Annotated in this window: 21 protein-coding genes; 10 read left to right on the top strand and 11 right to left on the bottom strand. The window is 69.5% G+C overall.

Annotated features, from left to right (window positions below; translation table 11 throughout):
• Nucleotides 1–51: 51 nt before the first annotated feature.
• Both ABD255_RS32860 and ABD255_RS32865 read right to left on the bottom strand, forming a co-directional pair.
• A complete protein-coding gene (locus ABD255_RS32860; protein ID WP_344220695.1) occupies nt 52–966 on the bottom strand; it encodes a 1,4-dihydroxy-2-naphthoyl-CoA synthase in 915 nt (304 codons plus the stop codon).
• A gap of 28 nt (nt 967–994) precedes the next feature.
• Nucleotides 995–2,008 (bottom strand): LacI family DNA-binding transcriptional regulator, encoded by a 1,014-nt coding sequence (locus ABD255_RS32865; protein WP_344220696.1) that lies wholly within the window; start codon nt 2,006–2,008, stop codon nt 995–997.
• A 148-nt stretch (nt 2,009–2,156) separates the two neighbouring features.
• Between ABD255_RS32865 and ABD255_RS32870 the strand changes: the two genes are divergently transcribed.
• A complete protein-coding gene (locus tag ABD255_RS32870; protein ID WP_344220697.1) occupies nt 2,157–4,121 on the top strand; it encodes a Xaa-Pro dipeptidyl-peptidase in 1,965 nt (654 codons plus the stop codon).
• Between the two features lie 3 nt (nt 4,122–4,124).
• Here the strand turns inward: ABD255_RS32870 and ABD255_RS32875 are convergent, their stop codons facing one another.
• The gene (locus ABD255_RS32875; protein ID WP_344220698.1) at nt 4,125–5,027 is read right to left on the bottom strand and encodes an NADP-dependent oxidoreductase; all 903 of its coding nucleotides are present in this window, start codon (nt 5,025–5,027) and stop codon (nt 4,125–4,127) included.
• Nucleotides 5,028–5,158: 131 nt separating this feature from the next.
• Here ABD255_RS32875 and ABD255_RS32880 point away from each other — a divergent pair, with 131 nt between their 5' ends.
• Nucleotides 5,159–6,019 (top strand): helix-turn-helix transcriptional regulator, encoded by an 861-nt coding sequence (locus ABD255_RS32880; protein WP_344220699.1) that lies wholly within the window; start codon nt 5,159–5,161, stop codon nt 6,017–6,019.
• On the opposite strand, the gene ABD255_RS32885 is transcribed toward ABD255_RS32880, so the two are convergent.
• Nucleotides 5,992–6,924 (bottom strand): helix-turn-helix domain-containing protein, encoded by a 933-nt coding sequence (locus ABD255_RS32885; protein ID WP_344220700.1) that lies wholly within the window; start codon nt 6,922–6,924, stop codon nt 5,992–5,994. The two genes, ABD255_RS32880 and ABD255_RS32885, sit on opposite strands and share 28 nt — an antisense overlap.
• 167 nt (nt 6,925–7,091) lie before the next feature.
• Here ABD255_RS32885 and ABD255_RS32890 point away from each other — a divergent pair, with 167 nt between their 5' ends.
• Together ABD255_RS32890 and ABD255_RS32895 are read left to right on the top strand one after the other, a co-directional pair.
• Nucleotides 7,092–7,421 (top strand): PadR family transcriptional regulator, encoded by a 330-nt coding sequence (locus ABD255_RS32890; protein ID WP_344220701.1) that lies wholly within the window; start codon nt 7,092–7,094, stop codon nt 7,419–7,421.
• The gene (locus ABD255_RS32895; RefSeq protein ID WP_344220703.1) at nt 7,418–8,641 is read left to right on the top strand and encodes a DUF1700 domain-containing protein; all 1,224 of its coding nucleotides are present in this window, start codon (nt 7,418–7,420) and stop codon (nt 8,639–8,641) included. The genes ABD255_RS32890 and ABD255_RS32895 overlap by 4 nt, the downstream gene beginning before the upstream one ends.
• Here ABD255_RS32895 and ABD255_RS32900 read toward each other — a convergent pair.
• From ABD255_RS32900 to ABD255_RS32910, 3 genes are all read right to left on the bottom strand, one after another.
• Entirely contained in the window at nt 8,638–9,315 is a 678-nt protein-coding gene (locus tag ABD255_RS32900) for a GNAT family N-acetyltransferase (protein WP_344220704.1), read from the bottom strand. The two genes, ABD255_RS32895 and ABD255_RS32900, sit on opposite strands and share 4 nt — an antisense overlap.
• 62 nt (nt 9,316–9,377) lie before the next feature.
• On the bottom strand, nt 9,378–10,433 hold the full coding sequence (locus tag ABD255_RS32905; protein ID WP_344220705.1) for an adenylate/guanylate cyclase domain-containing protein: 1,056 nt from the start codon (nt 10,431–10,433) through the stop codon (nt 9,378–9,380).
• Nucleotides 10,414–10,821, bottom strand: coding sequence for a cyclic nucleotide-binding domain-containing protein (locus tag ABD255_RS32910; protein ID WP_344220706.1), 408 nt, complete (start codon nt 10,819–10,821; stop codon nt 10,414–10,416). The genes ABD255_RS32905 and ABD255_RS32910 overlap by 20 nt, the downstream gene beginning before the upstream one ends.
• A 220-nt stretch (nt 10,822–11,041) precedes the next feature.
• Between ABD255_RS32910 and ABD255_RS32915 the strand changes: the two genes are divergently transcribed.
• Together ABD255_RS32915 and ABD255_RS32920 are read left to right on the top strand one after the other, a co-directional pair.
• The gene (locus tag ABD255_RS32915) at nt 11,042–12,289 is read left to right on the top strand and encodes a glycosyltransferase (protein ID WP_344220707.1); all 1,248 of its coding nucleotides are present in this window, start codon (nt 11,042–11,044) and stop codon (nt 12,287–12,289) included.
• A 121-nt stretch (nt 12,290–12,410) separates the two neighbouring features.
• Nucleotides 12,411–13,937: a glycoside hydrolase family 183 protein gene (locus tag ABD255_RS32920; protein WP_344220708.1), complete on the top strand. Its 1,527-nt coding sequence runs from the start codon at nt 12,411–12,413 to the stop codon at nt 13,935–13,937.
• Between the two features lie 138 nt (nt 13,938–14,075).
• Here ABD255_RS32920 and ABD255_RS32925 read toward each other — a convergent pair whose 3' ends face one another.
• The 4 genes from ABD255_RS32925 to ABD255_RS32940 form a co-directional block, all read right to left on the bottom strand.
• Entirely contained in the window at nt 14,076–15,080 is a 1,005-nt protein-coding gene (locus ABD255_RS32925) for a cobalamin B12-binding domain-containing protein (protein ID WP_344220709.1), read from the bottom strand.
• Complete coding sequence (locus tag ABD255_RS32930; protein ID WP_344220711.1) at nt 15,068–16,462, bottom strand: PP2C family protein-serine/threonine phosphatase; 1,395 nt, start codon at nt 16,460–16,462, stop codon at nt 15,068–15,070. The genes ABD255_RS32925 and ABD255_RS32930 overlap by 13 nt, the downstream gene beginning before the upstream one ends.
• A complete protein-coding gene (locus ABD255_RS32935; protein ID WP_344220712.1) occupies nt 16,459–16,917 on the bottom strand; it encodes an STAS domain-containing protein in 459 nt (152 codons plus the stop codon). The genes ABD255_RS32930 and ABD255_RS32935 overlap by 4 nt, the downstream gene beginning before the upstream one ends.
• 96 nt (nt 16,918–17,013) lie before the next feature.
• Nucleotides 17,014–18,678, bottom strand: a complete 1,665-nt coding sequence (locus tag ABD255_RS32940; RefSeq protein WP_344220713.1) for a threonine/serine exporter family protein — start codon at nt 18,676–18,678, stop codon at nt 17,014–17,016.
• Between the two features lie 408 nt (nt 18,679–19,086).
• Between ABD255_RS32940 and ABD255_RS32945 the strand changes: the two genes are divergently transcribed.
• The 4 genes from ABD255_RS32945 to ABD255_RS32960 all read left to right on the top strand — a co-directional run bounded on the left by ABD255_RS32945 (nt 19,087) and on the right by ABD255_RS32960 (nt 23,129).
• Complete coding sequence (locus ABD255_RS32945; RefSeq protein WP_344220714.1) at nt 19,087–19,827, top strand: cupin domain-containing protein; 741 nt, start codon at nt 19,087–19,089, stop codon at nt 19,825–19,827.
• A 142-nt stretch (nt 19,828–19,969) separates the two neighbouring features.
• Nucleotides 19,970–21,133 carry a Gfo/Idh/MocA family protein gene (locus tag ABD255_RS32950; protein WP_344220715.1) on the top strand — a complete coding sequence of 388 codons (1,164 nt, stop codon included), beginning with the start codon at nt 19,970–19,972 and terminating at the stop codon, nt 21,131–21,133.
• The gene (locus ABD255_RS32955) at nt 21,130–22,317 is read left to right on the top strand and encodes a dihydrodipicolinate synthase family protein (protein ID WP_344220716.1); all 1,188 of its coding nucleotides are present in this window, start codon (nt 21,130–21,132) and stop codon (nt 22,315–22,317) included. The genes ABD255_RS32950 and ABD255_RS32955 overlap by 4 nt, the downstream gene beginning before the upstream one ends.
• The gene (locus ABD255_RS32960) at nt 22,314–23,129 is read left to right on the top strand and encodes a sugar phosphate isomerase/epimerase family protein (RefSeq protein WP_344220717.1); all 816 of its coding nucleotides are present in this window, start codon (nt 22,314–22,316) and stop codon (nt 23,127–23,129) included. Before ABD255_RS32955 ends, ABD255_RS32960 begins: the two co-directional genes overlap by 4 nt.

Raw genomic sequence — 23,129 nt, forward strand, 5'->3', positions numbered from 1 at the left:
CACTGTCAGTAGTACGAACAATTATTTCTGAGAACTGCTCATGGATTGACGTTAAAAAGCGTACGGGTACGCCGACCAGTCGGCCGGGCGCTTCTCCAGGAACGAGTCGCGGCCCTCGGCGGCCTCGTCGGTGCCGTAGGCCAGCCGGGTCGCCTCGCCGGCGAAGATCTGCTGGCCGACCAAGCCGTCGTCGATCAGGTTGAACGAGTACTTCAGCATCCGCTGCGCGGTCGGGGACTTGGCGCAGACCTTCCGGCCCCACTCCAGCGCGACCTGCTCGAGTTCGGCATGCGGGACGACCTTGTTGACCATGCCCATCCGGTAGGCGTCCTCGGCCGAGTACTCGTCGCCCAGGAAGAAGATCTCGCGGGCGAACTTCTGCCCGACCTGCCGGGCCAGGTACGCCGAACCGAAGCCGCCGTCGAACGACGCCACGTCCGCGTCGGTCTGCTTGAACCGCGCGTGCTCGGCCGAGGCCAGCGTCAGGTCGCACACCACGTGCAGGCTGTGCCCACCACCCGCGGCCCAGCCCGGCACCACGCAGATGACCACCTTCGACATGAAGCGGATCTGCCGCTGCACCTCGAGAATGTGGAGCCGCCCGGCCCGCGCCGGGTCGATCGTGTCGGCCGTGGTGCCCTCGGCGTACTTGTAGCCGTCCTTGCCGCGGATCCGCTGGTCGCCGCCCGAGCAGAAGGCCCAGCCGCCGTCGCGCGGCGACGGGCCGTTGCCGGTGATCAGTACGCAGCCGACGTCCGAGGACATCCGCGCGTGGTCGAGCACCCGGTACAACTCGTCGACGGTCTGCGGCCGGAAGGCGTTGCGTACCTCGGGCCGGTTGAAGGCGATCCGGACCACACCGGCGTCCACCGCCCGGTGGTACGTGATGTCGGTCAGGTCGAAACCGTCGACCTGCTTCCAGGCCGACGGGTCGAAGAGGTCGGAGACGTGCGCGGGCTCGGTCACCCGCCGAGCATATTTCAGCGCTGCCAGGTCAGCGTTGGGGCGTGCTCTCCCGCAGTACGACCTCGGCCTTGAAGGTCTCGGTCTCCGGGTCGCCGCCCTCGATCGCCAACTCCAGGGCGCGCCGGCCCATCTGCTCCAGCGGCAGCCGCACGGTGGTCAGCCCCGGCCAGACGTCTCGCAGGGTGGCGATGTCGTCGAACCCGGCGACCGCCAACTCACCCGGTACGTCGACCCCGCGGCCCCGCAGCGCGGACATCGCACCGACGGCCATCACGTCGTTCACCGCGAACAGGCAGTCGAGATCGGCCTGCGAGTCCAGGAGTTCCAGCGCCGCGGCATGCCCGCCGTCGCGGGTGAACTCACCGGCCTGCACCGCCACCGGCTCCAAGCCGGACTCGGCCAGGCCGTCGATGAATCCGTCCCGCCGATCGCGCGCGGTGGCCAGCGCCTCCGGCCCTGCCAGTACGCCGAACTTCCGCAAGCCGAGTCCCACCAGGCGGCGGGCCAGCTCCGCGGCGCCGGCGCGGTTGGCCGGCTCGATCGTGTGCGCGGGCATGCCGGACTGGCTGACCAGCGCGAGACCGGCACCGGAGTTGAGGAACGCCTCGATCTCGGTCGCCGTCCGGGCCAGCCCCTCGGCATCGGTGCGGCGGGAGCCGATCATCACGGCCGCCCGGGCCCGCTGGGCGCGCAATGACGACAAGTAAGCAATCTCACGGTCGGCGTCACGGAACGTGCTGGCCATCATCACCAGCAGGCCGCGCTCGTCGGCCGCCCGCATCACGCCGTTGGCGATCGCGGCGAAGTACGGGTCCTCGATGTCGTGGACGAGGATCCCGACCACGTTGGTGGACGACTTCGCCAGCGCCTGCGCCTGCGCGTTCGGCGTGTAGCCGAGGGCCGCGGCGGCGTCCCGGACGCGTTCCTGCAGTTCCGGGCGCGGTACCCGGTCGCCGCCGTTCAGGACGCGCGAGGCGGTCGCGACGGAGACGCCCGCACGCTGGGCGACATCGAGCAGTGTGACCGGTGCTCGAAGATTCATTTCGGGTACCCACCTTCCGTACAGCTCCCCCTGGGTGGCGGTCACACTATCGGAAGGCAGGGCATCATCACGCTCCGTGCCGGACAAGAGCCTGGGAATGTTCCCAGAGCCTGGCATTGCGGCCCGGGGTTGACTAGCCTTCCCGGTCATGACGACCGTCCGCGCCAGGGTGACACTCCTGGTCTCGTCCACCGTGCTCTGCCTGGGAAGCGCCACCGGTGCTGCTTCGGCTGCCCGGATCCCGGACGGCCCGGAGAACAAGGCCGGCGCCACCCGGGAGAGCGCCGTCGCCGGCACCCCGCCGCACGTCGATCCCCGCACCCGGAGCACCAAGCCGGTCTACGACTACGCGGACGCGATCCGTGAGTCCGTCTACGTCGACACGACGATGGACTCCGACTCCGACGGCAGCAACGACGTGATCGCGGTGGACATCGTCCGGCCGCGCGAGACCGCCGCCGCGGGCCGGCGGATCCCGGTCGTGATGGACGCCTCGCCGTACTACTCCTGCTGCGGACGCGGCAACGAGAGCGAGCGGAAGACCTACGACGAGAGCGGCGTCATCGAGAAGATGCCGTTGTTCTACGACAACTACTTCGTCCCGCGCGGCTACGCGATGGTCGGTGTCGACATCGTCGGGACCAACCGCTCGACCGGCTGCGGTGACGTCGGCGGCAAGGACGAGATCGACTCGGTGGTCGCGGTGATCGACTGGCTGAACGGCCGGAACACCGCGCACACCGGCGACGGCACCGCGATCACCGCCGACTGGACCAACGGCGCCGTCGGCATGATCGGCAAGTCGTACGACGGAACGCTCGCGAACGGGGTCGCCGCCACCGGGGTCGACGGGCTGAAGACGATCGTCCCGATCTCGGCGATCTCATCCTGGTACGACTACACCCGCTCCGGCGGCGTGCCGTACTCGATCGACTACATGCCCTGGCTCGGCGGCTACATCGGTCACGACACGCCCGCCTGCGACGCGGTGCGGGCGGACATGGGTGAGCAGGACGACGACGAGACCGGGGACTACACCTCCTTCTGGGCCGAGCGGGACTACCTCAAGGACGCCCGCAAGGTGAAGGCGTCGGTCTTCGTGACGCACGGGCTGAGCGACTACAACGTGCAGACCAACCACTTCGCGCAGTGGTGGGACGCGTTGGCCGAGAACAAGGTCCCGCGCAAGATCTGGCTCGGCCTCGAGGACCACGTCGACCCGTTCGAGTTCCGCCGCGACGCGTGGGTGGACGAGTTGCACCAGTGGTTCGACTACTGGCTGCAGGGCCTGCAGAACAACGTGATGCGCGAGCCGATGGCGACCGTCGAGACCGCGCCGGACCAGTGGAAGAACTACAGCACCTGGCCCGCCTCGCCGAAGACCGTGCCGGTGGCGCTGGCCGCCGGCAAACTCGGTGCCTTCGGCAACGGAACGGTTACCGTCACGGACGACCCGACGCTGACCGAGGACACCATCGTGGCCACGCCGGCCGAGGTGATCGCGGGCCGGCAGATGTTCCTGTCCGCGCCGCTGAAGGCGCCGATCCGGGTCAGCGGCACGCCGACCGTGACGTTGCGGATCAAGGCCGACTCGGCGACCACCCCGATCACCGCGCGCCTGGTCGAGTACGGCGAGGCCGAGCGGTACGCCGGCATCCGGACCCTCACCGACGACGATCCCGAGGACCCGGCCAACTGCCACGGCGAGAGTTCGGACTTCGACGACGCCTGCTACTACCCGATCGAGAAGCTGACCGAGCGCAGCGACCACGGCATCGTCAGCCGCGGCTGGATCGACGCGGCGCACAGCGGCTCGCTGAGCAAGCCGAAGCCGCTGACGCCGGGCAAGTGGAGCACCGTCACGGTCCCGCTCCGGGCCCAGGACCAGGTCATCCCCAAGGGCCGCGTCCTCGGCCTCGCGGTGACCTTGAGCGACACCGAGTGGACGACGCCGAACGACACCGGCGCCTCCATCGACATCGACCTGGCCCAGAGCAAGCTCAACCTGCCGATCACGGTCGGCAAGGTCGACCCGCCGGCCAAGGCTCCGGCTCTCGACGTCGACATCACCAACCCGACCGAGCGTCCCGACCTGCACGACGGGTCCCGCTGACCCCTACGGCTCAAGCACGATCTTGCCGCGGGTGTGCCGCTGTTCGAGCACCTCGTAGGCCTGTCGTACTTCGTCGAAGGAGTAGGTCGCCGCGATCGGGACCTCCACTTCACCCTTGTCCACCAGGGCTGCCAGCTCGGCCAGCGCCTGCGTGGTACCGGCTGCTTGGTTGCCGTCAGCATGCGTCCCGTACTGCGCCGCGGCGGCGAAGTCGATCACGGTGTTGATCCGTTCGGGTGCCACGCCCAGCTCGATCGCCAGCTTCACGTAGCCATCGCCGACGGTGTCGATGAACGCGGTCGGTGTCTTCAGCCGCATGTCCTTGCCGTAAGCAACAGGTGTCACTCCGTGCGATTCCAGCCAGACGTGGTTGCGCGCACTGGCGATCCCGACCACCTTCGCGCCGGCTCGCCGAGCCAGCTGGACCGCGATCGATCCGACGCCACCAGCGGCTCCGGCGATGACGACAGTCTCGCCCGGCTGTGGTCCGACTGCCCGAACGGACGCGTAGGCCGCAGTACCGGCGGTGTAGAGCCCGCCGGCCACCGTCCATCCGACCCCAGCCGGCTTGCGGACCATTTGATTGACCGGAGCAACGATGTACTCCGCTTGCGCATGCCCCGGCGGCAGCAGGAACCCCAGCACCTCGTCACCAGCAGCGAGCTCCACCACCTTCGGCCCGACACCCTCGACGACTCCGGCGAAGTCGAGCCCCTGGCCACTCGGATACGCGGCGACCGGGTAGACGCTCTGCACATACCCCTCGCGGATCGTCGAGTCCAGCAGGTTGATCGCAGCTGCGCGCACCGCCACCAGTACCTCACCCGGTCCCGGCTCGGGCCGGGCCGCGTCAACCACCTGCAAGACGTCGATGCCACCGTGCTGCTCGAATCTGACTGCCTTCATCACGTTGCTCCCATCGGTTTGTGTGTCACCGACGAAAGTGCCGGCGGTTCGGCCGGGCCACGAGCGGACCGCTTTCCCTAGGATCCGCAGTCCCAGTGTTCTTCTTGCGAGGGCGAGCCATGATGGATCCCATGGACCGCCGCCGGCTCGCCGACTTCCTCCGCCGCTCCCGCGAACGGATCAGCCCGGAGGAGGCAGGCCTCCCCGGCGGACCACGACGCCGTACTCCGGGCCTGCGGCGCGAGGAGGTCTCCCAGCTCGCCGGGATGTCCGCGGACTACTACATGCGGCTCGAACAGGCCCGTAGTCCGCAGCCGTCGACCCAACTCCTCGGCGCCTTGGCCCGGGCGCTCCGGCTGACCGACGAGGAGCGTGACCACCTCTACCTGCTCGCCGGGCACCGCCCACCGCCGGCTCGACCGGGCGGCGTCCACATTCGGCCGGGGCTGCTCCGCGTCCTCGACGAACTGACGGACAGTCCCGCGCAGATCATGAACGACATGGGCGATGTCCTGGCGCAGAACGTGATGGCCGACGCCCTCCTCGGCACGATCTGCTCGGTCCGCGAGGGCGAGCGCAACTTCGTCTGGCGCTGGTTCACCGAGGAGGCGATGCGCGCTCCCTATCCGGCGGACGAGCTCGACGACATCGACCACTACCAGGCCGCCAGCCTCCGAGCCGCCGCCACCCGGCGCGGAAACGACACTCCGTCCACCGAACTGATCCGCCGCCTCCACGCCGCCAGCCCCCGCTTCGCCGAGCTCTGGAAGCTCCACGAGGTGGCCTTCCGGCAGAGCTCCTTCCTCCGGGTCGCCCATCCGGTGATCGGCCCGATCTCGCTGGAGTGGGAGATTCTGCTGACTCCCAGCGAGGACCAGCGCCTGATGATCTACACCCCCAGCACCGGTTCCGAGGACGTCACCCGGTTGGCCATGCTGCGCGTCCTCGGTAGCTCCCAGTTCGCCTATCTGGGAGCTCCCTCCGCGACGTAGTGCATCGGGTCGCCGAAGCCGAGGTCGGTGATGCCGGCGCTGTGGAAGGCGCCGACCAGCAGGGACCGCCGGTGGGCCGCGAAGGTGAGCACGTGCGCGACCATGCCGCCGTACGTGAAGACCCGCGGGGGTTCGCAGGTGGTGTCGACGAAGCTGTCGTCGAACCGGCCCTCCTCGTTCAGCCGCTGCACCAGCGCGACGAACCGGGAGCCGGCCGAGGCGTGCCGCTCGCGCAACTCGGAGATCGGCGTGGTCACCTCCCGCCCGCACTCGGGCACCTGGAACGGCTGGTCCTCGACCGAGGCCAGCCACATCTCCTCCTGCCAGACCAGCCGGTCCAGCAGGTACCGGATCGACACGTCGTCGTCGATCCCCTCCACCGACAACTCGATCGGCTTGTCCAGCGCGGCGGCGTCCAGCCGGGCGCCGCGTTCGATCATCTCGCCGGTGAGCCAGACGTGATGCTCGACCATCCTGACCAGTACGTCCATACCCCTCGCCTCTTTCCTGGACGGCAGGCGCAGGCCTGCCGGTGGCTGAAAGTGAACTCCGCTCGGCGCTTCGAGGAAGAACCTCCGCGACGGCTCCCGCCGCCATTCCCGCGGTGACATCCGGAACGCCCGGCTGAAGGCCCGGGTGAAGGCTTCGTGCGAGCCGTAGCCGGCCTCGATCGCCAACTCGAGCACGCCCGCGTCACAGGCCAGCAACCGGTACGCCGCCCGCTCCAGCAGCAACCGCCGCCGGAACGCGGACGGCGACTCCCCGGCCACGGCAGCCACCACCCGGTCGAAGTGAAACCGGGACAGATGCACCTGCCTGGCCAGGTCACGCCCGGTCGTCTCCGGCTCATCGAGGCTCTCGGCGACCGCGGCGACGAAGCCGGCGAACACATCCGTGGAGTTCATGCCTCCACTCTGCCCGCCTCACCGCCGGCAGACTTGATCGGTTTTGCTCAGGTCCTGTCAAACAGCATTACGTAGTACTCCGCAGTGTGTAGTAGTGTGGTCGGCAGAGCACCGCGAGGCCGGTCTGAGGGGTCCGGTCTCGCGGTGCACGACCGGAGGTGGAGTCGATGGACCCGAGTCAGCTGCTCAAAGGCGTGCTGGACCTTGCTGTTCTGGCGGTGCTGCGCGAGGCGGACGGCTACGGCTATGACGTCCTGCGCCGACTGCGGGCGGCCGGGCTCGAAGACGTCGCGGACGCCTCGGTGTACGGCACGCTGCGGAGGTTGTTCGCGGCCGGCGCGCTGACGTCGTACGTGCAGCCCAGCGAGGAAGGGCCGCACCGCAAGTACTACGGGCTGAACAAGCGGGGTCTCGACCTGCTCGCCGAGTCCACCAAGACGTGGAACCACTTCGCCGACACGATGTCGGTGCTGCTGCTCGAGGAGGATGCGGCATGAACAGCACGCTGACCGGACCCGTCGCGACGTACCTGGCCGAGGTGAGGGCCGAGCTGAGCGATCTGCCGCCGGGCGAGCTCGAGGACGTGCTCGAGGACGTCAGCGGGCACCTGACCGAGGTCGCCGCCGAGTTCGAGGACGAGCCGACCGCCGCGGCCCTCCAGGACCGCCTCGGCACGCCTCGGCAGTACGCCGACGAGTTGCGCACCGCGGCGGGCTACCCGCCCAGGACGCAGACCCCGAAGGAGCGCACCGGCGGCGAGCCGGCCCTGCGCTGGGGAGTGATCGCGTCGACCGTCGGACCGTTCTTCCTGCTGGTCGGGCTGTTCAGCGGGGACAGCGCGGCGACCACCTTCTTCGGCTTCATCGGCCTGGCCACGATCTTCGGCGCCGGGTACCTCGGGGTCCGGGCGCTGCGTGGCAAGGATCCGCGGGTCGTGCTCGACACCGATCGCGGCCGGCGCGGCGCCGAGTCCGTCCGCGGCGTGATCGACCAGATCCCGCCGAACGTCCGGCACGAACTCGTCACCATCGGCCAGCCGGTCTGGTGGGTGGCGCGCGGCATCGTCGGCGGCGGCGGCTTCTTCGCCCTGTTCGGCGCCGGCGCGGTGGCCGTGGTCGGTGCGCTGGCCGGCGCCGCCGTGTCGGTCTGGATCGGCCGCCGCACCCAGCAGGACCGCCGCTGGCTCTGGTACGTCGTACCGCTGAACGTCGTCGCCACGATCATCGTGCCGGCCTGGCTCGCGCTCAGCTTCGTCGGCGGCACCTCGTTCGGTGTGTTCGGTCAGCCTTCCTACGACCGCACCTCCAGCTACAACTACAGCCCGCCCGGCCTGAGCCTCGACGGGACCGGCATCGACAACGTGTACCCGTTCGACGAGCAGGGGCGGCCGGTGAAGGTCCGGCTGTACGACCAGGACGGCAAGCCGATCAACCTGCAGGTGCGGGACTGCGCAGCGCAGTACGGAACGAACGGCAACGAGGACCGGCTGAGCAACGTGTTCCCGATGTCCACGGTCTCGCCGGACGCGGACGGCAACATCGATCCGGAGAACTGTAAGGACTCCGACAAGGCCGACTTCGTACCGCCGCCGGCGCCTGCGACCACTCCGGCCACCCCTACTCCCACCCCACCCGGCAGCAGCTCCACGCCGAGCCCGAACGCCAAGCCGTCAACGCCGAAGCCGGGCGTGACGCTGACCGTCTCGCCGACTCGCTAAGAGCTGGGCTCCACGGACGCGGCGGCAACCCCGCGGTACGTGTAGCCCAGTTTCTCGTAGACGGCGATCGCCGCCGCGTTCCCGGCATCAACCATCAGCGCGCAGGTTCCGTGCCGCTTGACCAACTCGGCCGTGACGAACGCACACACCTGCTGCGAGAGCCCGCGACCGCGCACATCCGGCCTGGTGGCCACTCCGGCCAGGAAGCCCACCTCGGGCGCACTCCACGCATCGGCCGCGATGCTCAGCAGCTCCCCAGCGTCACTCGTGGCAGCAGCCCAGCGCAGTACGCCGGTACGGCCGGGCCAGGCGTAAGAGTCCGGCGAAGCCTCGGCCAGCAACTCCTCGACACCCGAGTCGCCTTGCAGCCAAACAGTTTTGGCCGTCTGAGTCGGCAATGTCGCGGTGTCTGCGGTGTCCATCCAGCCGAAGGTCGCGGTGAACGACATCCCCGGAACCCGCTCGGCCAGCTCCCGGATCACCTGCTCGTCGCCGAACGGCCGGAAGCTCGTTCCCACCTCGGCGAGCACGCGCTCGACCAGTGGTGCCAGCTCGGCCACCGGTCCGCGGACCGACAGCCGGTCCCGCTTCGACAGATCCGGCGACGCCACGGCCACCGCGTCCCCGGAGTACCAGGCCCTGACCTGCCGGCCGACCTTTCCCTGGCCGCCCAAACCACCAACGGATCCCCACCAGCGGCCGAAGCCAGCTCCCCTGCCGTCAGAATCTCGCGCACTCAACCATTGTCCGTGGACGCCCGCTGAAGCGCGTACGGGGTCAGGTGGTGGTAGCCGCGGACGGAAACGCGGCGAAGCCTGCGGAGCCGGTACTGCGGGTGGCCGTCGAGGGCGGCGGCCAGTTCGCGATCGGCCAGGACGCGGCCGGGTTTCGCCTCGGAGGTGAGGCGGGAGGCGAGGTTGACGACCTCGCCGTACACGTCGCCGAGGCGGATCAGGACGCTGCCGTACGCAAGTCCGATCCGGAGCTCCGGCAGGTCGTCGGCCTCGGCGACCTTCTCCTGCAGGGCGAGGGCCAACGCGGCGGCCTGGGCCGGGGTGTCGGTGACGAAGAGGACCTCGTCGCCGATCGACTTGATCACCCGGCCGCCGTTCAGCGCGACCACGTCCGCGGCCAGGCCCTCGAACCGCTCGATCAACTGGCCGAGCTCCAACTCCGACAGCCGCCGGGTCAACCGGGTGTAGCTGACGATGTCGGCGAAGCCGACCACCCGGATGCCGCTGGCGAGCTCGCCCGAGCCGGCCACCGCGCGACCGGCGGCCGCGGCCAGGTGGCGACGCCAGACATAGGTCTGCAGGCGCTCCATCGCGGGCAGCAGCAACGAGGCGACCTCGATGGCGTCGTCGGCTGAGAGCTTGGACCCGGCCAGCAGGTCCAGGAACATGGCCGACTGCCAGGACGCCAGCCGGGACTGGGTCTGGCCGAGCTTGCGGGCCAGGGAGGACTCCATCGCCGGGTCGATGAAGCCGTCGTCCTCCAGCGCCGCGACCAGCCGGAGTGCCTCGACATCGCCGTCGGTGAAGGCGATCTCGTCGTCGGGCACGGTCGCGAAGCCGAGCGCGTGCCACATCTGCTCGGCCCGCTCGATCGAGATCCCGGCCCGCTCGGACACCTCGATCCGGGTGAACTTGCGCTCACCCCCGAGCAACGCCTGCTCGAAGTCCTGCTGCAGTACGCCGAGATCGGGCTCGGGTCTCGTGTCCGGCTCGGTCTCCGGCTCGGGTCGGATGCCCGGCTCGGGTCCGGCCTCCGGGTCAGGAGCCGGTCTTGTCACCGCGCCGCTCGGCGATGGTCGCGTCGATGGCGTCGCGGAAGTTCGGCAGCCGGTTGGTCAGGTCGTCGAACTTCTCCCGGGTGAAGTGCAGCAACTGCAGCCGCGACCTCGCCGTGACGGTTGCCGTCCGCAACCGGTTCTGCCGGACCGCGACCTCGCCGGCGATGTCACCCGGGCCGAGCACGGCGATCTCCTCGCCCTTGACCCGGACGGACGCCGTACCGGACAGGATCAGGTACGCCGCGTCCGGTGGGGTCTGTTCCAGGATCAGCGACCAGCCGGCCGGAACCGAGACCTCCTCGCCGGCCCGGAAGATGTCCTTGATCTCCCGGCCGGACAGCTCCGCGAACAGCGGCAGGTCCCGCGGGGACGTCCTACCCAGTGCCACGTCGATCCTCCGAGCCCGCCGGGCCTGACCCAGCGCTAGCAGGTCTATGTTTCCAGTCAGTAACTGTAACGGTTGACTCCGTCTGCCCCTAGTGTCCTGAGTCGGAAGTTCGTGCTTCAGCTCCGGTGTCCAGGTGCGTGCACGAACTTCCGGCTCAGGACACTAGCATCGGGGGTTCCGTCCGCCGGAGCCGCGGCGGACACAGCTCAGGGGTGGGCTCATGCGGATAGTGATGGTGGGAGTGGGGACCCGGGGGGATGCCGAGCCGATGGCGGTCTTCGCCGCGGAACTGGCCGGGCGGGGACACGATGTCACGGTCGGGCTGGCGTCGGACCTGGTCTGGATCGGACAGGCGCTGGGGCTGCGGACGGTCGATCTGCGGGTCAGCGCGCGCGAGTTCCTGCAATCCGAACGCGGCCGGCGCTGGCTGGCGGCCGGGGACTTCCAGTCGTACGTGCACTGGATGCTGGAGTACAAGCGCCAGATCGCGGACCAGTTGCACGAGGACCTGATCGCGCTCGCGGCCGACGCCGACGTACTCATCTCCGGTACTGCGACCGAGCTCGAGCTGGTCGTGATCGCGGAGGCGGCGGGGATCCCGTATCACTCGGTTCACCACGCGCCGCTGCGCAGCAACATCGCTTTTCCGCACCTGCTCGTGTCGACCGACATCTTCTCGCCGGAGCAGAACCTCGAGACCTACGCCCTGATGGACGAGGCCAACTGGCCGATCTTCGAGCCGTTCGTGAACGACCTGCGGACGAAGGTCGGCCTCGTACCGACCACGGAGAACATCTCCACCCGCCTCGCGCGATCCGGTTCGCTGGAGCTGCAGGCCTACAGCCGCCACGTCGTTCCGGAGTTGGCCGAGTGGGACTCGCGGCGTCCGCTGACCGGGTTCCTCGCCCCCACCGCCGACCAGCGCGTGCTGCTCGACAACCCGGTCGAACCCGAGCTGGACCAATGGCTCGACGCCGGCGAACCGCCCGTGTACTTCGGGTTCGGCAGCATGCCCGTACTGGATCCGGACGCCGCGCTGACGATGATCGAGAGGGTCGCGGGTGTCCTCGGAGTACGGGCTCTGGTCAGCATGCAGTCCGGTACTGCGGAGGATTCCGCGGTGCGGGTGGTGAGCAACGTCGCCCACGAGGAGGTGCTTCCGCGCTGCCGGGCGGCCGTCCACCACGGCGGCGCCGGTACTTCGGCCACCTCCCTGCGGGCGGGCCTGCCGACAGTCGTGTGCTCGGTGTTCGCGGACCAGCCCTTCTGGGGCGCGCAACTGCAACGGATGGGCGTCGGCAGCACGCTGCGCTTCACCGATCTGAGCGAGCCCACACTGCTGGCTGCGCTCGAACCGGCCCTCGCCGACGGGTCCCGGCAGCGCGCGGCCGAGCTGGCCGAGCTGCTGAGCGAGGAGAACGCCGCCGCCCAGGCCGCGGACGCGCTCGAGACTGCCCTGGCCGGCTGAACGACGCGCCTCCTTGACTGGGGCTTCGACCCAGGCTTCAGGCGTTGACCTCACAAGCGGTCCTGGCTACGGTGTGAGAAATCGATTTCCCACGCGCCGGACCGCCCCGAGGAGTTTGCGCATGCAGAAGCGATTCGCCCTGATCCTGCCCTTGTTGCTCGGCGCCGCGCTGCTGCCGGCCAATCCACCGCCGGACGCGCAGGCCGCGGCCGTACCGTCTCCCGCCACGCAGGTGGCGAAGCTGACCGGCCCGGGGTCGATCAACGACACCGAGGCCAGGTTCCAACTCAAGGCCACCGACCTCGGGATCCTGTGGGACAACGGGTCCGGCGAGATCCTGACTGCCTTCGGTGACAGCTACGGCAGTGGCTGGACCGGTCCCGGTGGTGGTGCGGGCGACCCGGCGACGATCGACTGGCGGTGCAACCTGCTCTTCCGCAGCAAGGACCGCAACCTGGCCGACGGGATGACCCTGGACAGCGCGGCCGAGGATCGCCCCGGCCACGCCAAGCAGTTCCTGGACTGCAAGAAGGTCGACCGGGACGAGCACACCGTCATCCCGACCGCGGGAATCGCCGTCGGCAACCGGCAGTACGTGCAGTACATGTCGGTCAACTACTGGGGTCCGGCCGGCAGTTGGTTCACCAACTACTCCGGCTTCGCCTACTCCGACGACAACGGCGAGAACTGGACCAAGGATCCGAAGGCCGTCTGGCCGAACACCAAGGCCTGGGACGACAACTTCCAGCTGAACGCCCTGGTCCGCGAAGGCGGCTACGTGTACATGATCGGTACTCCGAACGGCCGGTTCGGCAACGCGCACTTGGCCCGGGTTCCGGAGAAGCAGGTGCTGTCAAAGGCCGCCTGGCGTTACTGGGACGGCAAGACCTGGTCCGGTCGCGTCAGCGCCGCAGTACCGATCGCGATCGGGCCGATCAGCGAGGTCTCCATGCAGTGGAACGCCCATCTCGGCGAGTGGCTGATAATGTACCTCGACGAGCAACGCGCTGCCGTCGTACTGCGCTCTGCCGCGTCGCTCACCGGGCCGTGGTCCGGCGAGCAGGTGGTTGTCCGTGGCACCGACTTCCCCGGGCTCTACGGGACCTACCTGCACCCCTGGTCATCAGGATCGGATCTCTACTTCACGATGTCGCAGTGGGATCCGTACAACGTGTTCCTGATGCACACGAAGCTGACCGATGACGGCGTGCCGACGAACCTGGTCACGGATCCTGGTTTCGAGGAACAGACCGGGACGGCTCCGTCGCCACCCTGGCAGCTGAACGGACGCGGCGGCATCGACAAGACCAACCTCGGCCACAGCGGCGCGAACAACGCGTACCTGCGGGACTCGATCGGGCAGCACCAGGTCCAGCAGAACGTTGCCGTCCGCCCCTACCACCGGTATCGGCTGTCCGCCTGGATCCGGACCGCGGAGAACAACCGCGAGACGATGATCGGCGTCCGGACGTTGCGCGGCAAGGTGCTGGCGGAGAAGACCGGCGGCGCGCATCCGCAGTACACGAAGGTCAGTGTCGAAGTGCAGACCGGGCGTGAGGCACTGATCCAGCTGTATGCGGGCTTCTTCGGTCATGGCCAGGACGTGTGGCTTCAGCTGGACGACGTGGTGCTCGAGGAGATCCGGTGAGGCGTCTGGGGGGTCGTTCTCGGGCTGGCTCTCGCGCTGCTGACGGGTTCCTGGTCACAGCACCGACTGACCGACTCCCGCCGGCCCGGCGGCAACATCCAGCAATGGCACTGCAACAACCTCCAACCGCAGACCTGGCTAGAGCGGCGCTGACGTCGGCCAGGAGGTGGTCAGGAGGCTGTGGGCAAGGGGGTAGTCGCGCAGGTGGATCCTGAGCTGGAGACCGAGGTCGGCGATCAGTTCAGGATCCGCGCCGCGGGCGGCCAGCAGGGCGCTGATCCACTCAGCGGTCTGCGGGATCGGGCGCGGATCGCCGGTGAGGAGAGCTGCCCAGACGGCGTGCAGAGTCTGGGTCACGGCGTCCTCGGCGATCTCCAGGTCCGGATCGGCCCGCCAGTCCGCGAGCACTCGGGCGGCAAGCTCCCGATGGGACAGCTCGAGCGCGGCTTGCTCGGCGACCGCCTCGTCAGGGAGCGGTGGCACCACCTGAACGACGGTCGGAAGGTTGCGGGCGGCCTCGACCGCGCTCGCCGCATCCTGCGCCCAGGCCGTCGCGCCCAGCGCCCGCGCCCGTACGTCGTCCGTCCCGAAGGCGGCGCCGCCGACCACGATGGGGATTCCGGCGGTGGTGCTCGCCTCGATGAAGCGCCTGGTGGTCGGCAACGCTCCGAGCATCGAGCAACTGACCGCCAGTGCGTCCGGCCCGAGATCCTGGAGGTACTGGCCGAGCCGCAGGGGTGGTGTGGAGGCGCCGAGCATGGTCGTGTCCCAGCCGTCCGCCCGCAGTACGCAATCGATGATCATGGCCGGCAACGCATGCCACTCTCGCTCCGCGCACGCGACCAGCACCTTGCCGCGGGTGATCGGAGTCAGCCGGGCTCGCCTGGCCACTGCCTCGGTTGCAGCCGCCGCCACACCCGTCGCCGCGTGCTCCTCGGCGACGGACCAGTCACCGCGCTGCCAGCGCGCTCCTACGTTGCGCTGTGCTGCCGCGATCACCCCGGTGAGCACGTCGACCGGCTCCACCCCGTCGGCCAGCAGGCCCTCGACGACCTCGACGGCCGCAGTACTGTTCACGCCGGCCAGGGCCAATTCGAAGGCGGCGAGCGATTCGTCCAACCGCCGCGCTGTCAGCTCTGCCATCCCGACACTCCTCCGCAACTGATCGCCAGCAACGCGATGTCGTCGTGTGACCGGCCGTCGAGGTGCTCGACGACATCCTGCTCGACCGCCGCGCAAATCGCGTCGGACCCGGCACCGGCGTACTCGCTCAACAGCCGGAGCAATCGATCGAGGCCGTAGAACCCATCGTCCCCGCGGGCCTCCTCGACGCCGTCGGTGAAGAGGAGCAGAGCGTCCCCGTGCTCCAGCCGGACGGTTCTCGTCGGATAGTCGACGTCGGGTATGACGCCGGCGACGGTACCGCCGATCTCCAACTGCTCCACGCGGCCGTCGGCGCGGACCAGGACCGGGCCGGAGTGACCGGCCACCGCGATCTCCACGTCCATCGAGCGACCGTCGTCGGCCGGCCGTAGCCGGAGGCAGACCAGCGTGATGAACCGATCGGACGCGTCGGAGGCGAAGACGGTGTTGAAAGCGGACAGCAACGCGCCCGGCTGCCGCTCGAAGTGCGCGGCGGTCCGGATGGACTGCCTGGCCCGCCCGGTCAGCACCGCGGCGTCGACCCCCTTGCCGCAGACGTCGCCGAGCACCGCAAGCCACTCGTCCCCCGCGGCGAACACGTCATAGAAGTCTCCGCCGATGTCCAGTTGCTCGATCGCCGGCCGGTACCGCGCCGCGAGGTCGGCGCCGGGGACCACGGGCAACGCGCCCGGTACGAGGCTCGCCTGCAAGGCTGCGGCCACCCGGCTGCGCTGTTCGTACAGGCGGGCGGAGTCCAGCGCGAGCGACGCTCTGGCGGCAAGCTTCTCGGCCAGGGCGACGTCGGCCTCGGTGAACCCGCGGCCCTGCCCTCTGACCATCACCAGCGCGCCCAAGGTGGCGCCGCGGGCGGTCAGCCCCAGCCCCAGGACGTCGACCGGCCGCAGCTTCGCAGCCTGGTCGCGGAGGGTCCTGCTCGGGACCATCGTGGCCAGTCCGTCGGCACCGTCGTCGTCCAGGGTGACCTGCAGGAGTTCGGTGCGACCGGAGGCCAGGATCCGTTCCAGCGCCTGTCCGGCCACGGATCGCCGGGAGACCTTCGTGGCGGCCGAGGGATCCTCGCCGCCGAGCAGGGTCAGCCCGCCGGTCCGCGGGTTGGTCAGCACTACCATCGCCCAGTCCGCGATCTCCGGCTGCACGCCGGTCAGCAGTTGCAGGACGCACCGGCGCAGGTTGAGCGAGCCGGTCATCGCGAGTCCGACCTCCTCGACGATTTCCGCTCGTGGTCCGGCCTCGATGAGTGGTTCGGTGCCGGTGTCCATGGACGGCCACGCGAACCCGAGATCGGCCTGGTAGTCACCGGAGACTGCTGCGGCGCCGCCGGGGGCTTCGGAGTACGGGCGTTGCGTCTCCTCCGACGTCACTGGGGGCCACGCTCCGACGGCGGTCCGCTGCCGTCGACCGGGTCCGAGTGGTGGGCGACCTGCGCTTGCGCCAACTCGGCGTTCAGGTCGTCCAGCGTGGGATAGAGGGTGAAGACCTTGTGCAACTTCGTGATGCGCAGGATCTTCTGCACCCGCACCTGGGCACCGACCACGGCCAGCGCGCCACCGGACGCCTCCGACTCCTTGTGTGCGCCGACCAGGACGCCGAGCCCGCTGGAGTCCATGAACTCGACCTCGGTCAGGTCGACCACCAGCAGGTGCGGACCGACCAGCGTCTTCAGCGTCTCGGTCAGTTCCGGCGCCGTCTCCAGGTCCAGATCTCCCCGGACCCGCACCAGCGGCCCTGGACCGGTGGTGTCGACAACGAGGCTGAACTCCGCGTCTTCTTCGAGCAACTCGCTCGACTCCTTCGCTCCGCCGGCGGGATGGATCACCGCAGGCTGAGGCGATGGCTGCTGTCTAAACCATCGAAATCGATTGTCAGGACTATCACCCCCGGGCCGCCGCCGTCCAGCGCTCCGCGACGGCCATTACGAACCTCTGACCTCACCTTGATCTCCGTCACCCCGCGCGTTGTTGCCACGGGAGCGGCGGGAGTGGTTGCGGGAGCGAGGCGTTCGGCGGCGGATCGGGCGGCGCGGACCCACCAGGCGTGGGCCGGCCAGGCGGTCCTCGAGGCGGCGGGCCTCGCGGCGGATGGGCTGGGCGACGTACTCGCCGAGGATGACGCCGGAGGCGATGGCCACGCCGATGGCGACGGCGGTGGCGAGACTGACGATGCCGATCAGGTTGCCGAGGCCCATCAGTTCGTACAGACCTTTGTAGATGGTCAGCCCGGGGAGCAGCGGGACGGTGCCCGAGACGACCACGACGAGCGGCGGTACGCCGGCGCGGCGGCCGAGCGAGTAGCCGCCGAGGCCGACCACGAAGGCGGCCGCCGCGGTCGACCAGGCCGGGCCGAACTCGGCGCGCGCCATCAGCGTGAAGACGAGTGACCCCAGCGCACCGACCACACCGACCGGAAGCAGCCCCCGCAGCGGCGCGTACGACGCGTAGGCGAACGCGACCGCCATCAGGGCACCCGCGCCGGCCATGACCGGCAGGTTCGCGAGCTGGATCGTCTGGGCGTCGATCGCCATCGGGAGGCCGAGCTTGATGCCGAGACTGATGCCGAGCGAGACGCCGGCGATGATTCCGCCGGTCAGCAGCATCGCTTCGAGACTGCGGGCGGCAGCGGTCACGTAGTACCCGGTGATGGCGTCCTGAACGGCACCGGTCAAGGCGATCCCGGCCAGCAGCATGATGATGCCGGCGGCAACTACCAGGGAGGGTTTCACCGGTGCGTCGACGGCGTAGAGAATCAATGCGACCGCGGTCGCGACGAACGCCCCGGCCACCTGCTGGTAGAACGCGGGCAGCCGCTGCCGGTTGAACCAACGGTTGCTCAACTCGATCACGATCGCGGTAAAGACAGCGACCAGCGTGATCAGCCAGCCACCACCGAGCAACAGCGTCGCGCCGCCCGCCATCACACCCCAGGCGAGCACCGAACTCCACCGCGGGAACGGCGGACCGGCCGAAACGATCTTGGCGAGCTCGCGGCTCGCCTCTTCCCGGGTCAGCTCGGCGCGAGCGAACCGGCGTACCAGGCGGTCGACATCGGTCAGCCGGGAGAAGTCCTGGCCGCGATACCGGACCACCCGCATGTGCGTCTCAGGCGCGACGTCGGGCGCGGCCTGGTAGGAGATCGCGATCGAGGTGAACGTGATGTCAACCTCACACCCCCGCAGGCCGCCCGCCGCCGTGACAGCCAGAATCGTCGCGGTCGCGTCCGCAGTACCGGCCCCGCTGGACAGCACCACCTCCCCAACCCTGAGCGCCAGGTCCAGAGTCCGATAGAGCTCCCGCTGCTCATCCCGAGCCCGCTTCTCGTCCTCAGCCCACTCCTCCTCGGCCGAGCCCGTCTCCCCCCGCCGCCGGTCCAACACCCGCCGCTCACCACCCAGCCCACCTTCCCGGGCCTCGCCGTCCCGAACGCCACCCTCCCGGGCATCGCCGTCGCGGGAGTCCTGGCGGGCGCGGCGGCGCCGGGTGCTGGAACTTGTCGGCGCGACTGTCGCGGCGGCGCGTTCGGCGGGGCTCGCTGTCGGGTCGTGGGGGTCGACCTGCGCCCCGTTGCGTGTCCACTCGCTCACCGGCCTACCGCCCTTCGCCACCGTGCTCCTTCCGTCCCCTCCCAACGACGCTAACGCCCACCACCCCGCCGTACCTCACCCACCCATCCAGATGCCCACGCCCAGACCGTGCCACCCACCAACCACGCACTGCCGACCACCTACGCGCGGCGACCGGCTCCGCACCCGTCCAGCATCCGGCGCGGTCGCGAGCACCGGCTCAGGCGGCTCGGAGGTTCTGTGGCTCCGCCTGTCCGGCGACTCCGGCTGTCCGGTTCTGGCCACGTGCCGGCAGGCGGCCACGCGCGCACGGGTGCAATCGCTTTCCGGTGGAGTTTCTCAACAGGTTGACTCGCCGTGACGGCCCACCTAAGGTTGCGGTCACAAGCCTTGGAAAGCCCTTTCCCAGGCGGCGGCGAGGAGGCGAGCATGTGCGAGTACGGCCCCGGCCCGACCGCGGCGCTGCCCGGCGGCATCGGTGTCTCGCTGCTGAAGGTGTACGACATCGAGGCGCCCGACGGACTCGTCGGTGGTACGCCGCACGTGCACCTGGCCTGCTCCGAGGGGTACTACGTGATCGCCGGCTCCGGCGCGGTCCAGACGCTCAACCCCAAGGGATTCGCCGAGACGCCGCTGCAGGCCGGCACGGTGGTCTGGTTCGACCCCGGCACGATCCACCGGCTGATCAACGGCGGCGGACTCCAGATCCTCACCCTCATGTCGAACTCCGGCCTCCCCGAGGCAGGTGACGCCGTCCTCACGCTGCCGCCCGAGCACCTCACGGACCGCGACACCTACCTGAAGGCGACCACCCTCACCGGCGAGGGCGAGGCCCGTACTCCCTCGGCGATGGCGCGCCGCAACCTCGCACTCGAGGGCTTCGCCGTACTGCGTGATGCCTACGACTCCACTGGTCCTTCCGCGCTGGAGCCGTTCTACGAGTCGGCGATCCGCATCGTCCAGCCCCAACTGGCCGACTGGCGCCGCCGCTGGGAGCAGGGCGCCCGCCGCCTGGCAGACGAAACAGGCGCCGCCCTGGACGCCCTAGAGGCCGGCAAAGCCCCGCACCTCCAGTCCGCCGAGCTCCACCAGATCCCCGCCCCCACCGAGCTAGCCCGCCACGGCATGTGCGGCCGCCTCGACGTCTACGACCTAGGCCCCCGCCCATGACCCCCGTGGAGCTTCTGGGTTTCTCCGCGTCAGGTGCCGTGAGAGGTCGCCGCCGCGGGCGTGCGGGGTACCGGCGTAGTGACCTTTTTCTTCCGCCCCGTAGCAGACCAGCGCAGAGGATGCGCCGAAGAGAGGCAGTACAGTGAACGATCGACGCGTCGGCATCGTGATGAACGGCGTCACCGGCCGGATGGGCCTGCGGCAGCACCTGGAGCGCTCCATCGTGGCGATCCGCGAGCAGGGCGGGATTCCCGCGGCGGACGGGTCGATGATCATCCCCGAGCCGATCCTGGTCGGCCGCAACGAACTCAAGCTGCGCCGGATCGCCGACCAGTACGGGCTGACCCGCTGGACCACCGACCTGTCCGAGGCGCTCGCGGAGCCTGACGTCGAGATCTACTTCGACTCCCAGCTCACCCAACTGCGGGAGAAGGGTGTCCGCGCCGCCGTCGAGGCAGGCAAGGCGATCTACTGCGAGAAGCCGATCGCCGAGGGCCTGGAAGCGGCCGTCGACCTAGCCCGGCTGGTCCGCGACTCCGGTCTGAAGAACGGCGTCGTCCAGGACAAGCTGTCACTGCCCGGCCTGCGCAAGCTGAAGCGCCTCGTCGACGGCGGGTTCTTCGGCAAGATCCTCTCCGTCCGCGGCGAGTTCGGCTACTGGGTGTTCGAGGGCGACTGGCAGGAGGCGCAGCGCCCCGCCTGGAACTACAAGAGCGAAGAAGGCGGCGGCATCGTCGTCGACATGTTCTGCCACTGGCGCTACGTGCTCGACCAGATCTTCGGCCCGGTCCAGTCCGTGTACTGCCAGGGCGCCACCCACATCCCGACCCGGTACGACGAGCAGGGGCAGGCGTACACCGCGACCGCCGAGGACGCGGCGTACGGGATCTTCGAGCTCGAGGGCGGGATCGTCGCCCAGCTGAACTCGTCCTGGACCACCCGGGTGTTCCGCGACGAGCTGGTCGAGTTCCAGGTCGACGGCACCGAGGGAAGCGCGGTCGCCGGGCTCCGGAACTGCCGCGCCCAGCACCGTGCGGCCACTCCGAAGCCGGTGTGGAACCCGGATCTCCCGGCCGAGTACTCGTTCCGCGACCAGTGGTCCGACGTGCCGGACAACGAGGTGTTCGACAACGGGTTCAAGGTGCAGTGGGAGATGTTCCTGCGGCACGTCGTCGATGACGCGCCGTTCACCTGGGACTTCGTCGAGGGCGCGAAGGGTGTGCAGCTCGCGGAGCTCGGCCTGCAGTCGTGGCGCGAGGGTCGCAAGCTGGAGGTCCCGGCACTCGACATCGAGGGCCAGGTATGACGCTGTCACTGCGGCTGCCACTCGATGGCGGCTTGGAGACGTACGAGCTGGTCGGTGAACCGGTTGCCCACGGCACTTATGAGCCGGCCCGCAGCAGGCTCGCTTTTGCCGCCGCTCACGTCGTGGCCGATCCCCTGGCGGACAACTCGCCTGGCGCTCCCGCGGTGATCGACTGGGAGCACACGCTCGGCTTCCGCCGACACCTGTGGTCGCTCGGACTGTCGGTCGCCGAGGCGATGGACACCGCACAGCGCGGAATGGGCCTGGACTGGCCCGCGACCCAGGAACTGATCCGCCGCTCGGCCGCCGAGGCACCGACCCGCCCGGCAAGCGCGGCGGGTGGCGAAACGACGAAGCGGATCGCCGTAGGCGTAGGCACTGACCAACTCCCGGCCGGTGTGCATCCATTGGAAGCGGTGATCGGCGCGTACGAGGAGCAGCTCGCGCTGGCTGAAGAGGTCGGCGCGCAGCCGATCCTGATGGCCAGCCGAGCACTGTGCGCCGCAGCCGGCGGACCGGACGACTACCGGAAGGTCTACGACCGGCTCTTGAGCCAGTCGTCGCGACCGGTGATCCTGCACTGGCTCGGCTCCATGTTCGATCCGGCGCTCGACGGTTACTGGGGCAGCGACTCACTCGACACCGCCGCCGACGTGGTCACCGAACTGATCGCCGAGAACACCGGCCGCGTGGACGGCATCAAGGTGTCCCTGCTCGACGACGCGAAGGAGATTGCCCTGCGCAACCGCCTTCCCGAGGGCGTCCGGCTCTACACCGGTGACGACTTCAACTACCCGTCGCTGATCCGTGGCGACGACGAGCGCTACAGCGACGCGCTGCTCGGCATCTTCGCCGCGATCGCCCCCGCCGCCGCTGCCGCGTTGAAGGCGCTCGACGACGGCGACCTGGCGAAGTACGACGAGATCTTCGCGCCGACCGTGCCGCTGGCCCGGCAGATCTTCTCGGCGCCGACCTACTACTACAAGACCGGAATCGCCTTCCTGGCTTGGCTGAACGGCCACCAGCCCGGCTTCGGCATGGTCGGCGGCCTGCAGACCGGACGGTCGTTGCCGCATCTCGCGGAGACGTTCCGCCTGGCCGACGCGGCCGGAGTACTGACGTCGCCCGAGCTGGCGGTGGACCGCTTCCGCAAGCTGCTCGTCGTCGGCGGGATCGACGCATGAACCGCTACAGCTTGAACCAGGCAACGACCAAGTACTGGTCACTCGAAGAAGTCGTTGCCGCCAGCGCCGAAGCCGGCCTGTCCTGGATCGGCCTGTGGCGCGAACCGATCCAGGAGTACGGCGTCGAGCGGTCGGCGAAGCTGGTCGCGGATGCCGGGCTGCGGGTCTCCTCGTTGTGCAGAAGCGGATTCTTCACCTCCACCGACCCCGCCGAGCGGCAGGCCAAGATCAAGGACAACCGCCGCGCGATCGACGAGGCCGCCACAATCGGCACGAACGTCCTCGTGCTCGTGAGCGGCGGACTACCTGCAGGCTCGCGGGACCTCGACGGCGCCCGCGGGATGGTGCGCGACGGCCTGGCCGAGCTGGCGCCGTACGCGGGGGAGCGGGGAGTTCGCCTGGCTGTCGAGCCGCTGCATCCGATCTTCTGCTCCGACCGCTGCGTCGTGTCGTCACTCGGCGGGGCCCTCGACCTGGCCGAGCAGTTCCCGTCGTCACAGGTCGGCGTGATCGTGGACGCCTACCACCTGTGGTGGGACGCCGACGTCTACCGGCAGATCGAGCGGGCCGGTGACCGGATCTGCTCCTACCAGGTGAGCGACTGGGTCGTCCCGCTGCCGGCCGACACCCTGCTGGGTCGCGGCATGATGGGCGACGGGTCGATCGAGCTGCGCCGGCTGCGCGAGGCGTGCGACGCGGCCGGGTACGACGGGCCGGTCGAGGTGGAGATCTTCAACCAGGACCTGTGGGACGCCCCGGGTCAGGAGGTCTTCGACCTGGCGCTGGCGAGGTACCGCGAACACGTTGCCTGA

It is taken from the genome of Kribbella sancticallisti (genome assembly GCF_039530625.1).
Taxonomy (GTDB): domain Bacteria; phylum Actinomycetota; class Actinomycetes; order Propionibacteriales; family Kribbellaceae; genus Kribbella; species Kribbella sancticallisti.